Source organism: Kitasatospora purpeofusca, from assembly GCF_042691725.1.
Lineage (GTDB): Bacteria > Actinomycetota > Actinomycetes > Streptomycetales > Streptomycetaceae > Kitasatospora > Kitasatospora purpeofusca_B.
The window spans coordinates 6045979-6060265 of the sequence record NZ_CP170483.1 but is presented as its reverse complement, the minus strand read 5'-3'; the positions used below and the strand labels follow the sequence as shown (position 1 = coordinate 6060265).

8 protein-coding genes and 2 rRNA genes are annotated in these 14287 nt (G+C 68.4%); 4 read left to right on the top strand and 6 right to left on the bottom strand.

All coding sequences use genetic code 11. The features are described from left to right. Positions 1-1176 carry a PP2C family protein-serine/threonine phosphatase gene (locus tag ACFCLZ_RS26120; RefSeq protein ID WP_380279790.1) on the bottom strand — a complete coding sequence of 392 codons (1176 nt, stop codon included), beginning with the start codon at positions 1174-1176 and terminating at the stop codon, positions 1-3. A gap of 308 nt (positions 1177-1484) precedes the next feature. On the opposite strand from ACFCLZ_RS26120, the gene ACFCLZ_RS26115 reads away from it, so the two are divergent. Then, positions 1485-1703, top strand: coding sequence for a heavy-metal-associated domain-containing protein (locus ACFCLZ_RS26115; protein WP_380279788.1), 219 nt, complete (start codon positions 1485-1487; stop codon positions 1701-1703). A 73-nt stretch (positions 1704-1776) separates the two neighbouring features. Next, complete coding sequence (locus ACFCLZ_RS26110) at positions 1777-4095, top strand: heavy metal translocating P-type ATPase (RefSeq protein WP_380279786.1); 2319 nt, start codon at positions 1777-1779, stop codon at positions 4093-4095. 89 nt (positions 4096-4184) lie between these two features. Here ACFCLZ_RS26110 and ACFCLZ_RS26105 read toward each other — a convergent pair whose 3' ends face one another. The 3 genes from ACFCLZ_RS26105 to ACFCLZ_RS26095 all read right to left on the bottom strand — a co-directional run bounded on the left by ACFCLZ_RS26105 (position 4185) and on the right by ACFCLZ_RS26095 (position 9218). Next, positions 4185-4904, bottom strand: a complete 720-nt coding sequence (locus tag ACFCLZ_RS26105) for an SDR family NAD(P)-dependent oxidoreductase (protein ID WP_380279784.1) — start codon at positions 4902-4904, stop codon at positions 4185-4187. Positions 4905-5445: 541 nt separating this feature from the next. Next, positions 5446-6735, bottom strand: coding sequence for a citrate synthase (locus ACFCLZ_RS26100; protein ID WP_380279782.1), 1290 nt, complete (start codon positions 6733-6735; stop codon positions 5446-5448). 224 nt (positions 6736-6959) lie between these two features. Continuing rightward, a complete protein-coding gene (locus tag ACFCLZ_RS26095) occupies positions 6960-9218 on the bottom strand; it encodes an ATP-dependent RecD-like DNA helicase (protein ID WP_380279780.1) in 2259 nt (752 codons plus the stop codon). A gap of 142 nt (positions 9219-9360) precedes the next feature. On the opposite strand from ACFCLZ_RS26095, the gene ACFCLZ_RS26090 reads away from it, so the two are divergent. Next, positions 9361-10152, top strand: coding sequence for a VOC family protein (locus ACFCLZ_RS26090; RefSeq protein ID WP_380279778.1), 792 nt, complete (start codon positions 9361-9363; stop codon positions 10150-10152). A gap of 48 nt (positions 10153-10200) precedes the next feature. After that, complete coding sequence (locus tag ACFCLZ_RS26085; RefSeq protein ID WP_380279777.1) at positions 10201-10653, top strand: GNAT family N-acetyltransferase; 453 nt, start codon at positions 10201-10203, stop codon at positions 10651-10653. Positions 10654-10714: 61 nt separating this feature from the next. Here the strand turns inward: ACFCLZ_RS26085 and rrf are convergent. Both rrf and ACFCLZ_RS26075 read right to left on the bottom strand, forming a co-directional pair. Further along, a 5S ribosomal RNA gene (rrf, locus tag ACFCLZ_RS26080) occupies positions 10715-10831 on the bottom strand. Between the two features lie 87 nt (positions 10832-10918). Further along, positions 10919-14037: ribosomal RNA gene (locus ACFCLZ_RS26075) — 23S ribosomal RNA — on the bottom strand. Positions 14038-14287: the final 250 nt, after the last annotated feature.

Below are 14287 nucleotides of genomic sequence, written 5' to 3'. Positions count from 1 at the left end.
TCAGGCCAGGTCCGTGCGGGTGATCAGCAGCAGCAGCGCGTCGTCCCGCAGTTCGCCCCCGGTGTGCGCCAGCAGGTCGGCGTAGACCCGCCCGACCGCCGCCTCCAGCTCCGCCGCGGAGCGGGCCGCGCCCCGCACCAGCGGGCCGACCCGCTCGGCGAGCGGATAGAACACGCCGCTGTGCCGGTGCTTGGCCTCGATCACGCCGTCGGTGCAGAGCACCAGCACGTCGTCGGTGCCGAACGGCTGCTCCCAGGTGCTCGGCTCGCCGCGGGCCAGCCGGCCGAGGCCGAGCGGCACCCACGGGTCGGGCGCGTCCAGGACGTGCACCCGGCCCTCCGGGTCGACCCGGATCGGCGGCACGTGCCCGTACTGGAGCAGCTGGACCACCCCGGGCCGGCGGAACTCGGCGAACAGCGCGGTGGTGAACTCGCCGTCCGGCACGTGCCGCTCGACGCTGGCCTCGATCCGGGCGGCCACCCCGCGCAGCCCGGCCTCGTCGTACGCGGCCTCCCGGAAGGCACCGAGCACCACGGCGGCGGTCTGCACCGCGCCGAGCCCCTTGCCGCGCACGTCGCCCACCGCGACCCGGGTGCCGTACGGGGTCTCCAGGACGGAGTAGAGGTCCCCGCCGATCCTCGACGCGTCGGCGGCGGAGACGTACCGCACGGCGAGGTGCAGCGGTCCGACGACCGGGCCGGGCAGCCGCAGCAGCGCGCGCTGCGCGGCCTCCGCGACGGAGCTGACCGCGGCGTAGGCGGCGGCCCGGCGCATCCGGATCCTGGCGACCCAGGCGGAGAACACCGAGAGCAGCAGGTAGCTGACCATCGCGCCCCACAGGAAGCGGACCTCGTTGAGGTTGTCCACCTGGTCGTAGTGGCTGAGGCCGAAGACGGTGAGCAGACCGATCGAGCAGACGCCGAGCAGTTCGAGCGGGCGCAGGGTGAGCGCGGCGATGCTCGGGACGACGGTCATCAGCGGCGCGAGGTAGCGGTCCTGGCCGGAGTACAGGTCGGCGGCCCCGACCAGCACGATCGCGATCAGCGCGGGGACGGCCCGCCGCCAGAACGGGATGTCGAGCAGGTCGACGGCGAGCAGCGCGTTGCGCCGCCGGGCCGGCGGCTGCCCGACGCCGGTCGGGACGGACGGCGACTGGGCACGGCGGATCGGGAACACATATCGAACATAACGGACGATCAGTACGCCCACCCGCGCACCCCCGGCCCAGCGGCCGCCCGGGCCCGCCGAGCACCCGAATCCGTCCAGGTGGCGAGGCGAATTCCGGCGCAGCGTGTCCGGACGCCTACGCTCTGCTCTCGGAACCCGCACCGGCGGCGCCCGGGAGACACCCGGGCGCGATCCGCAATGCGATCCACACCACACGATCCGTACCCCTACGGAATACCCCTTAGGGGTATGGTGGGACTATAAGCCGGGCCCGGGCGCAGGCGCTCGCGGCCGTACCGACCTTCCGGAGGCCTCCGATGTCCAGCACCATCACCTACTCCATCACCGGCATGAGCTGCGGACACTGCGAGAGTTCGGTCAGCAAGGAGCTCTCCACCCTCGCCGGAGTCACCGGAGTCTCCGCCGACGCCAAGGCCGGCACGGTGACCGTCTCCGCAGCGGCCCCGCTGGACGACGAGCAGGTGCGCGCCGCCGTCGACGAGGCCGGCTACGAGCTGGTCGGCCGCGCCGCCTGAGAGCCCCCGCCGCGCGGCGGGGGCCCGGCGAACCCCGCCCCCGCCGTGCCCTCCCCTAGGAGCTGATCAGCACATGAGCACCTCCACCTCGGGCTCCACCTCCCCGGACACGGCGACCGCCACAACCGGCCAGGAGGGCCCCGCCGCGGTCCGCGAGCGCGTCGAACTGTCGATCGGCGGCATGACCTGCGCCGCCTGCGCCGCCCGGATCGAGAAGAAGCTGAACCGGATGGCCGGCGTCGAGGCCACCGTCAACTACGCCACCGAGAAGGCCCGGGTCGAGTTCGCGCCGGACGTCACCGTGGCCGACCTGATCGCCACCGTGGAGAACACCGGCTACACCGCCGAACTCCCCCCGCCGCCGGTGCCCGCCGGCCCCGCCGAGGCCCCCGCCGCCGACGCCCGCCCGCAGGCGGCCGACCCGCTGCTCGACCGGCTGCTCATCAGCGCCGTGCTCAGCCTCCCGGTGGTCCTCTGGTCGATGGTCCCCACCCTCCAGTTCACCAACTGGCAGTGGCTGGCCTTCGCCCTCACCGGCCCCGTCGTGGTCTACGGCGGCCTGCCCTTCCACCGCGCCGCCTGGACCAACCTCAAGCACGGCGCGGCGACCATGGACACCCTGGTCTCGCTCGGCACCCTGGCCGCCTTCGGCTGGTCCTTCTGGGCCCTCTTCTGGGGCGACGCCGGCATGCCCGGCATGCGGCACGCGTTCTCGTTCTCGGTCGGCGACACCGACGCCTCGTCCATGCTCTACCTGGAGACGGCCTCCGCCGTCACCGTGCTGATCCTGCTCGGCCGCTACCTGGAGGCCCGCTCCAAGCGCCGCGCCGGCGCCGCCCTGCACGCCCTGCTGGACCTCGGCGCCAAGGACGTCGCCGTGCTGCAGGGCGGCCGCGAGGTCCGGCTGCCCGTCGAACACCTCACCGTCGGGACACGGTTCGTGGTCCGCCCCGGCGAGAAGATCGCCACCGACGGCGTGGTGGTCGAGGGCGCCTCGGCCGTCGACGCCTCGATGCTCACCGGCGAGTCCGTGCCCGTCGAGGTCGCCGTCGGCGACACCGTCACCGGCGCCACGGTCAACGCCGGCGGCCGCCTGGTGGTCGAGGCCACCCGGGTCGGCGCCGACACCCGGCTCGCCCGGATGGCCAAGCTCGTCGAGGACGCCCAGAGCGGCAAGGCCGCCGCCCAGCGGCTCGCCGACCGGATCTCCGCCGTCTTCGTCCCCGTGGTGATCCTCATCGCGCTCGGCACCCTGATCACCTGGCTGCTGACCGCCGACAGCGCCACCGAGGCGTTCACCGCCGCCGTCGCCGTACTGATCATCGCCTGCCCGTGCGCCCTGGGCCTGGCCACCCCGACCGCCCTGATGGTCGGCACCGGGCGCGGCGCCCAGCTCGGCATCCTCATCAAGGGCCCCGAGGTACTGGAGAACACCCGCCGCGTCGACACCGTGGTCCTGGACAAGACCGGCACCGTCACCACCGGCCGGATGGCGCTGCACGGGCTGCACACCGCCGAGGGCGTCAGCGAGGAGGAGGCGCTGCGGCTGGCCGGCGCCGTCGAACACGCCTCCGAGCACCCGATCGCCGCCGCCGTCGCCGCCGCGGCCGCCGAGAGACTCGGCGCCCTGCCCGCCGTCTCGGGCTTCGAGAACGTCCCCGGCCTGGGCGTCCGGGGCGTGGTCGAGGGCCGCACGGTGGTCGCCGGCCGGGAGTCCCTGCTCGCCGACCACGGCCTGCCGCTGCCCGCCGCGCTCGCCGAGGCCAAGCGGGCCGCCGAGGCCGCCGGGCGGACCACCGTCGCGGTCGGCTGGGACGGCGAGGCGCGGGCCGTGCTGGAGGTCGCCGACGCGGTCAAGCCCACCAGCGCCGAGGCCATCGCCGAACTGCGCGCCCTCGGCCTGCGCCCGGTGCTGCTCACCGGGGACAACCGACTGGTCGCCCAGGCCGTCGCCGCCGAGGTCGGCATCCCGGCCGAGGACGTGTACGCGGAGGTGCTGCCCGAGGACAAGGTGGCCGCCGTCGAGATCCTCCAGGCGGAGGGCAGGATCGTCGCGATGGTCGGCGACGGCGTCAACGACGCCGCCGCGCTCGCCCAGGCCGACCTCGGCCTCGCCATGGGCACCGGCACCGACGCCGCGATCGAGGCGAGCGACCTCACCCTCGTCCGCGGCGACCTGCGCTCGGCCGCCGACGCCATCCGGCTCTCCCGCAGGACCCTCGGCACCATCAAGGGCAACCTGTTCTGGGCCTTCGGCTACAACGTGGCGGCGATCCCGCTGGCCGCCGCCGGGCTGCTCAACCCGATGATCGCCGGTGCCACGATGGCCTTCTCCTCGGTCTTCGTGCTCACCAACAGCCTCCGGCTGCGCCGCTTCGAGTCCGCCGCCTGACCCGGGCGCCCCGGAAGAACGGCAGGGCCCGTACCGCGCGTGCGGTACGGGCCCTGCGGCGTTCCCTGCCCCCCGGCAGGCGGGCGGGCTCAGCGGCCGAGCAGCTCGCCGCCGTTGCAGTGCAGGATCTCGCCGGTGATGAACCCGGCCTCCGGCGAGGCCAGGAAGTGGACCGCCGCCGCCACCTCGCCGGTCTCCCCGATCCGCCCGAGCAGCGTCCGGGCCGCCCGCCGGGAGACCTCCGCGTCGTCCAGCCGCGGCCCGAAGAACTCGGTGCCCGCCACCGTCCCCGGCGCCACGATGTTGGCGGTGATGCCCGAGGTGCCGAGCTGGGCGGCGAGGAAGTGGTTCCAGGCGTGCAGCGAGGCCTTCGACGCCCCGTACGAGCCGGCCCCGCGCAGGGCGGCGATCGAGCTGATGGTGACCACCCGGCCGGAGCCCGGGGTCAGCCGGTCGCGGATCGACTCGGTGAGCAGCACCACGGTCAGCACGTTGCGCTCGAAGTCCCCGCGCCAGCGGGCCAGCAGGGCGTGCGGCCCGGCACCGATCACGGTCTCCCGGCTGCCCGCGTTGTTCACCAGCACGTCGACCCGCTCCGGCAGCTCGGCCAGCGCGGCCTCCACGGCGTCCGGATCGGCGAGGTCGCAGACCAGCGGGGTCACGTTCGGCCCGAGGGCTGCGGCGGCGTCCTCCAGCACCGCCCGCCGCCGGCCGACGATCACGACCTGTTCGCCCGCCTCGGCGAACCGCCGCGCCACCTCGTACCCGATCCCCGTGCCACCGCCGGTGACAACCACGTTCCTGGTCATCTGCGCACTCCCTCCCCAGCTCCGCCGCCACGCTGCGAGGTGCGGGACGGTCCGTACCGGAATGCCACGATTCCTATCACGCTCGGTTGCCGTGGCTGCGGGGAGGGTGACGTCGCGGCCGCCGCAAGGTGTGGTATGGGGGCGGCACCGCACGCACACGGAGCGTGGCGAGAGGCAGCTCACACCCCCCCGGCGTAACTTCTCACACGCCGATACGTCTTAGGTTGGTAGTGCGGCAGTTTTTTCCGGTGGGCGGAGACGTGGCGAACGGCACAGCGTCGACGCGTGACCACCGCTGCCGCCGACGGGGCTCCGGCGGGCCCCGGGTCGGTCGCCGACGGTTGGCGGCCTTCGCGCACGACGCCGGGGTGTGGCGGGACCAGGGACGCTTTGAGCGGCCGTCCCGGGTCCACAGCCGCCCCCGGAGTCGTGCGCCGGACGTTGCGGGCGCAGAACACGAGGGCCCGGCCGCAGGAGTGCGGCCGGGCCCTCGTGGCACGGTGTCAGGGCGTGCGCATGGCGTCAGTGCGGGTGCACGGCGTCAGCGGGCGTCGATCTCGACGTAGTCGCGGATCGCGGTGCCGGTGTAGATCTGGCGCGGACGGCCGATCCGGCTGGTCGGGTCGTTGATCATCTCGTGCCAGTGGGCGATCCAGCCCGGCAGCCGGCCGAGGGCGAACAGCACGGTGAACATGCTGGTCGGGAAGCCCATGGCGCGGTAGATCAGACCGGTGTAGAAGTCCACGTTCGGGTAGAGCTTGCGCGAGACGAAGAAGTCGTCCTTCAGCGCGTGCTCCTCCAGCTTGAGCGCGATGTCCAGCAGCTCGTCGGACTTGCCGAGCTGGCCCAGCACCTCGTGGGCGAGCAGCTTGACCTGGGCGGCACGCGGGTCGAACGCCTTGTAGACCCGGTGGCCGAAGCCCATCAGCTTGACGCCGGCTTCCTTGTTCTTGACCTTCGTGATGAAGGCGTCGACGTCGCCGCCGTCCTTCTGGATGCTCTCCAGCATCTCCAGCACGGCCTGGTTGGCGCCGCCGTGCAGCGGGCCCCACAGCGCCGAGATGCCCGCCGAGATCGAGGCGAACAGGTTGGCGTGGCTGGAGCCGACCAGGCGCACGGTGGAGGTCGAACAGTTCTGCTCGTGGTCCGCGTGCAGGATCAGCAGCTTGTCCAGCGCGTTGACGATGACCGGGTTGAGCTCGTAGTCCTCGGCCGGGACCGCGAAGGTCATCCGCAGGAAGTTCTCGACGTAGCTCAGGTCGTTGCGCGGGTAGACGAAGGGCTGGCCGATCGCCTTCTTGTACGCGTACGCCGCGATGGTCGGGAGCTTCGCGAGCAGGCGGACCGTCGACAGGTGGCGCTGGGCCGCGTCGAACGGGTTGTGGCTCTCCGGGTAGAACGTCGACAGCGCGCCGACCACCGAGGACAGCATCGCCATCGGGTGCGCGTCCCGCGGGAAGCCCTGGAAGAAGCGCTTGACGTCCTCGTGCAGCAGGGTGTGCTGGGTGATCTCGCGGTTGAACTGCGCGAGCTGCTCGGAGTTCGGCAGCTCGCCGTTGATCAGCAGGTACGCGGTCTCGATGAAGTCACCCTTGCCGGCGAGCTGCTCGATCGGGTAACCGCGGTACCGCAGGATGCCGTTGTCACCGTCCACGAAGGTGATCGCGGACTTGTAGGCGGCGGTGTTGCCGAAGCCGTTGTCCAGGGTGACCAGGCCGGTCTGCGGGAGCAGCTTCGAGATGTCGAAGCCGGCGTTGCCCGCAGTGCTCTCGACGACGGGGTACTCGTACTCGCCGTCCTGGTACCGCAGTACTACCGAGTTGTCGCTCACGTCTTCCTCACCGACGAAATGAATCCTCTTCCAAGGTGCCCTGACTGTCTCTACCATCCCCCATCCGGCGGACAGCCGCGCACCCGGGGTGACCCGAAAGGGCCCGCCCCTACAAAACCTGCCGCCGCCGCCGGTACGAACCGGACAAGATCGGCACCCCACCAGGCTCTGCCGTAAATCTCTTCACGTCAAGAGAACAATAGAGGCAACCATCCCTTGGAGAATCATCCAGACGCAAGCCGGTGATCCAGCGCCGCATGCCTCCGACCTGCACTGACACTGCGGACCGCCTGCCCGATCGCTTTCCGTGACCCCACCAGCACAACGAGTTTTCGGGCCCTGGTCACCGCTGTGTAGAGCAGATTTCGCTGGAGCATCGTCCACGCGGACATGGTGACCGGAATCACCACCACGGGGTACTCGCTCCCCTGCGACCGATGGATCGTCACCGCGTAGGCGTGCGCCAACTCGTCCAGCTCGTCGAAGTCGTAGGGCACCTCCTCGTCCTCGTCCGTCAGCACCGTCAGGCGCTGGTCGTCCACGCTGAGGGCCGTCACCACTCCGACGGTGCCGTTGAAGACCCCGTTCCGCCCCTTGTCGTAGTTGTTGCGGATCTGCGTGACCTTGTCCCCCACCCGGAACGTCCGCCCGCCGAACCGCCGCTCCGCCAGCCCCTCCCGGGCCGGCGTCACCGCCGCCTGCAGCAGGGTGTTGAGGTTGCCCGCCCCGGCCGGGCCGCGGTGCATCGGCGCCAGCACCTGGACGTCCCGCCGGGCGTCGTAGCCGAACTTCTGCGGGATCCGGCGCGCCACCACGTCCACCGTCAGCCCCGCCGCCAGCTCCGCGTCCTCCTCCGCGAACAGGAAGAAGTCCGGCAGGCCCTCGGTCTGCGGCGGCAGCCCCTCGTTGATCCGGTGCGCGTTGGTCACCACCCCCGACTGCTGCGCCTGGCGGAAGATCCTGGTCAGCCGCACCGACGGGATCGGCCCGCCCTCGGCCAGCAGGTCCCGCAGCACCTCGCCCGCCCCCACCGACGGCAGCTGGTCCACGTCCCCCACGAACAGCAGGTGCGCCCCCGGCGCCACCGCCTTGACCAGCTTGTTCGCCAGGATCAGGTCCAGCATCGACGCCTCGTCGACGACCACCAGGTCCGCGTCCAGCGGCCGGTCCCGGTCGTACGCGGCGTCCCCGCCCGGCCGCAGCTCCAGCAGCCGGTGCACCGTCGAGGCCTCCACCCCGGTCAGCTCCGCCAGCCGCTTCGCCGCCCGCCCGGTCGGCGCCGCCAGCACCACCTTGGCCCGCTTCGCCAGCGCCAGCGTGACGATCGACTTCACCGTGAACGACTTGCCGCACCCCGGCCCGCCGGTCAGCACCGCGACCTTCTCGGTCAACGCCAACCGCACCGACTGCTCCTGCTCCGGTGCCAGCTCCGCCCCGGTCCGCCGCGCCAGCCAGCCCAGCGCCGCCGGCCAGTCGACGTCCGCGCACCACGGCATCCGGTCGGTGTCCGCCCTCAGCAGCCGCAGCAACTGGTTGGCCAGCGAGATCTCCGCCCGGTGGAACGGCACCAGGTACACCGCCGTGATCGGCTCACCGCCCTCGCCCGGCACCTGCTCGCGCACCACCCCCTCCACCGCCACCAGCTCCGCCAGGCAGTCGATCACCAGCCCCACGTCCACCTGGAGCAGCTTCACGCCGTCCGCGATCAGCCGCTCCTCCGGCAGGTAGCAGTGCCCCTGGTCGCTGCTCTGCGACAGCGCGTACTGCAGCCCCGCCTTGACCCGCTCCGGGCTGTCGTGCGGGATGCCCACGGCCTGCGCGATCCGGTCCGCGGTGAGGAAGCCGATGCCCCAGACGTCCGACGCCAGCCGGTACGGCTCGTTCTTCACCACCCCGATCGAGCCGTCCTCGTACTGCTTGTAGATCCGTACAGCCAGCGAGGTCGAGACCCCGACCCCCTGCAGGAAGACCATCACCTCCTTGATGGCCTTCTGCTCCTCCCACGCGGCCGCGATCTTCTTCGTCCGCTTCGGACCGAGCCCCGGCACCTCGATCAGCCGGCCGGGCTCGTTCTCGATCACCTCCAGGGTGTCCACCCCGAACCGCTCGACGATCCGCTCCGCGAACCGCGGCCCGATCCCCTTGATCAGCCCCGACCCCAGATACCGCTGGATGCCCTGCACGGTCGCCGGCAGCACCGTCGTGTAGTTCTCCACCACGAACTGCCGCCCGTACTGCGGATGCGAGCCCCACCGCCCGTGCAGCCGCAACGACTCCCCCGGCTGCGCGCCGAGCAGGGCGCCCACCACGGTCAGCAGGTCGTTGCTGCCCCGCCCGGTGTCGACCCGGGCCACCGTGTAGCCGGTCTCCTCGTTGGCGTACGTGATCCGCTCCAGCACGCCCTCGACCTGAGCCAACTGGCGGGGCGCCGCCTCACCCGTCCCGCCTGCGGCGGCGGTCCGCGCCCCTGTCTGCCTGGCCATCGGGCCCCCTTCACCGTGCGGGACGACTTCCGCTACGCACCGTACCGTCCGGGTGCGACACCACGGGCCCGAGTGCCAGGCTGGGAGGACGAGGAGGGGCCGGTTCCGTCGTCCGTCCTCCGTCGTCGAAGGGCAGCACACCATGCTCACCACCGCCTTCCGCCCCGGCTCCCCCAACTGGCTCGACCTCACCAGCCCGGACACCGCCGCCTCGGTCTCCTTCTACACCGGGGTGTTCGACTGGACCTACGCCTCGGCCGGCCCCGAGGCCGGCGGCTACGGCTTCTTCCGGCAGGACGGCCGGACGGTCGCCGCGCTCGGCCCGTTCACCGAAGCCCACGCCCGCCCCGCCTGGACGGTCTACTTCTGCACCCTCGACGCCGACCGCACCACGGCCCTGGTCCGCGACGGCGGCGGCCGGGTCCGCTTCGCCCCGTTCAACGTCTTCACCAGCGGCCGGATGGCCGGCTACACCGACCCCGTCGGCGCCGACTTCGCGGTCTGGCAGCCGCACGACGTCCGCGGCCTGGACACCGTCACCGAGCCCGGCAGCCTCTGCTGGACGGAGTGCTACAGCGTCGACGCCGAGGCGGCCAAGGCCTTCTACCGCACCGTCTTCGCCTGGCAGGAACAGGACGTCCCGATCGGCGAGCTGCTGTACACCGTCCTCACCCCGCCCGGCGGCGGCACCGAGGACGCCCACGGCGGCATCATGCAGCTCGACCCCGAACAGACCGCCGCCGGCACCTCCTCGCACTGGCTCCCCTACTTCGAGGTCCCCGACGTCGACGCCCGCCTCGCCACCGCGGAACGCCTCGGCGCCACCGTGCGGATCCCGGCCACGGACGTCCACGGCGTCGGCCGCCTCGGCCGGCTCGTGGACCCGCAAGGAGCCGTCTTCGCCGTCATCACCAGCCCACCGCCCGGCACATGACGCCGGATCACGCCAGAAGGGCCTTCCAGGGCCTCCTAGAGTGTGATCATGAACGATCTGACCATCCGCCGGGCGACCGGCGACGACCTGCCGGCCATCGTGGCCATGCTCGCCGACGACCCGCTGGGCGCGACCCGCGAGAGCCCTGACGACCTCACCCCGTACCGCGCCGCCTTCGCCCGCATCGACACCGACCCGCACCAGCACCTCGTGGTCGCCGAACGCGCCGGCCGGACGGTCGGCACCCTGCAACTGACCGTGATCCCGGGCCTCTCCCGGAAGGGCTCGACCCGCACCGTCATCGAGGCCGTCCGGATCCACGCCGACGAACGCGGCACCGGCCTGGGCACCGACCTGATCCGGTGGGCGATCGAACGCTCCCGCGAACTCGACGCCGACCTCGTCCAGCTCACCTCCGACGCCACCCGCACCGACGCGCACCGCTTCTACGAGCGCCTCGGCTTCGTCCCCTCCCACCTCGGCTTCAAGCTCGCGCTCTGACCCGTCCGGGAAAAACAAAGAACCCCCGCCGGAATACCGGCGGGGGTTCTTCTCAAAATTTGTTCGGCGGCGTCCTACTCTCCCACAGGGTCCCCCCTGCAGTACCATCGGCGCTGTAAGGCTTAGCTTCCGGGTTCGGAATGTAACCGGGCGTTTCCCTCACGCTATGACCACCGAAACACTATGAAACTGTCAACCGCACCCACACCGTGACCAGACGTGTGGGGGTCGTTGTTTCAGAACAACACAGTGGACGCGAGCAACTGAGGACAAGCCCTCGGCCTATTAGTACCGGTCAACTCCACCCCTCACAGGGCTTCCATATCCGGCCTATCAACCCAGTCGTCTACTGGGAGCCTTACCCTCTCAAGGAGGTGGGAGTGCTCATCTCGAAGCAGGCTTCCCGCTTAGATGCTTTCAGCGGTTATCCCTCCCGAACGTAGCCAACCAGCCATGCCCTTGGCAGAACAACTGGCACACCAGAGGTTCGTCCGTCCCGGTCCTCTCGTACTAGGGACAGCCCTTCTCAACACTCCTACGCGCACAGCGGATAGGGACCGAACTGTCTCACGACGTTCTAAACCCAGCTCGCGTACCGCTTTAATGGGCGAACAGCCCAACCCTTGGGACCTACTCCAGCCCCAGGATGCGACGAGCCGACATCGAGGTGCCAAACCATCCCGTCGATATGGACTCTTGGGGAAGATCAGCCTGTTATCCCCGGGGTACCTTTTATCCGTTGAGCGACGGCGCTTCCACAAGCCACCGCCGGATCACTAGTCCCTACTTTCGTACCTGCTCGACCCGTCAGTCTCACAGTCAAGCTCCCTTGTGCACTTACACTCAACACCTGATTGCCAACCAGGCTGAGGGAACCTTTGGGCGCCTCCGTTACTCTTTAGGAGGCAACCGCCCCAGTTAAACTACCCACCAGACACTGTCCCTGATCCGGATCACGGACCCAGGTTAGACATCCAGCACGACCAGAGTGGTATTTCAACGACGACTCCACCATGACTGGCGTCACGGCTTCAAAGTCTCCCACCTATCCTACACAAGCCGAACCGAACACCAATATCAAGCTATAGTAAAGGTCCCGGGGTCTTTCCGTCCTGCTGCGCGAAACGAGCATCTTTACTCGTAATGCAATTTCACCGGGCCTATGGTTGAGACAGTCGAGAAGTCGTTACGCCATTCGTGCAGGTCGGAACTTACCCGACAAGGAATTTCGCTACCTTAGGATGGTTATAGTTACCACCGCCGTTTACTGGCGCTTAAGTTCTCAGCTTCGCCCCACCGAAATGGAGCTAACCGGTCCCCTTAACGTTCCAGCACCGGGCAGGCGTCAGTCCGTATACATCGCCTTACGGCTTCGCACGGACCTGTGTTTTTAGTAAACAGTCGCTTCTCGCTGGTCTCTGCGGCCACCCCCAGCTCGGAGTGCAAGACTCGTCACCAGGAATGGCCCCCCTTCTCCCGAAGTTACGGGGGCATTTTGCCGAGTTCCTTAACCATAGTTCACCCGAACGCCTCGGTATTCTCTACCTGACCACCTGAGTCGGTTTGGGGTACGGGCCGCCATGAAACTCGCTAGAGGCTTTTCTCGACAGCATAGGATCATCCACTTCACCACAATCGGCTCGGCATCAGGTCTCAGACTATGTGTTGCGCGGATTTGCCTACGCAACGTCCTACACCCTTACCCCGGGACAACCACCGCCCGGGCTGGACTACCTTCCTGCGTCACCCCATCGCTCACCTAATACGAGGTTGGATCGCCGGCTCCACCACGTCCCTTTGTCCGAAGACTCCGGGCCGGTTTCACGGGCTTAGCATCACTCGGTTCAGCGTTGGCGCTTCAAAGCGGGTACGGGAATATCAACCCGTTGTCCATCGACTACGCCTGTCGGCCTCGCCTTAGGTCCCGACTTACCCTGGGCAGATCAGCTTGACCCAGGAACCCTTGGTCAATCGGCGCAAGAGTTTCCCACTCTTGTATCGCTACTCATGCCTGCATTCTCACTCGTATACCGTCCACGACTGGTTTCCACCGCCGCTTCACCCGGCACACGACGCTCCCCTACCCATCACAGCAGGCGTTGGCCCTTCATGCTGCAATGACACGACTTCGGTGATGTGCTTGAGCCCCGCTACATTGTCGGCGCGGAATCACTTGACCAGTGAGCTATTACGCACTCTTTCAAGGGTGGCTGCTTCTAAGCCAACCTCCTGGTTGTCTCTGCGACTCCACATCCTTTCCCACTTAGCACACGCTTAGGGACCTTAGTCGGTGTTCTGGGCTGTTTCCTCTCGACCATGGAGCTTATCCCCCACAGTCTCACTGCCACGCTCTCACTTACCGGCATTCGGAGTTTGGCTAAGGTCAGTAACCCGGTGAGGCCCATCGCCTATCCAGTGCTCTACCTCCGGCAAGAAACACGTGACGCTGCACCTAAATGCATTTCGGGGAGAACCAGCTATCACGGAGTTTGATTGGCCTTTCACCCCTAACCACAGGTCATCCCCCAGGTTTTCAACCCTGGTGGGTTCGGTCCTCCACGAAGTCTTACCTCCGCTTCAACCTGCCCATGGCTAGATCACTCCGCTTCGGGTCTTGGGCATGCAACTCAACCGCCCTATTCGGACTCGCTTTCGCTACGGCTACCCCACACGGGTTAACCTCGCTACACACCGCAAACTCGCAGGCTCATTCTTCAAAAGGCACGCAGTCACGGCCATGGTCCGAAGACCACAACGACGCTCCCACGGCTTGTAGGCACACGGTTTCAGGTACTATTTCACTCCGCTCCCGCGGTACTTTTCACCATTCCCTCACGGTACTATCCGCTATCGGTCACCAGGGAATATTTAGGCTTAGCGGGTGGTCCCGCCAGATTCACACGGGATTTCTCGGCCCCGTGCTACTTGGGAGTTCTTCAAACGAGCCGTACAGATTTCGCCTACGGGGGTCTTACCCTCTACGCCGGACCTTTCGCATGTCCTTCGACTATCCATACGGTTTCTGACTCGCCGACCGGCCGGCAGACCGATCAAGAAAAATCCCACGACCCCATCAGCGCAACCCCTGCCGGGTCTCACACGCTCATGGTTTAGCCTCATCCGGTTTCGCTCGCCACTACTCCCGGAATCACGGTTGTTTTCTCTTCCTGCGGGTACTGAGATGTTTCACTTCCCCGCGTTCCCTCCACATACCCTATGTGTTCAGGTATGGGTGACAGCCCATGACGACTGCCGGGTTTCCCCATTCGGAAACCCCCGGATCAAAGCCTGGTTGACGGCTCCCCGGGGACTATCGTGGCCTCCCACGTCCTTCATCGGTTCCTGGTGCCAAGGCATCCACCGTGCGCCCTTAAAAACTTGGCCACAGATGCTCGCGTCCACTGTGCAGTTCTCAAACAACGACCAGACACCCACCTCACAAAGCATGGGACCGGCATCACTGAGGTACGTTTCCGTTCCCTCAGGACCCAACAACGTGCCCGACACACCAGACAGTGAACTGTTTTCCACGCCGAAGCAGTACTAACAGGACCCAAGCCCAGTGTGCCGAATAGTCAACGTTCCACCCATGAGCAACCGTGCAGGACATTCGCCTGCAAGCGGCATATTGCTC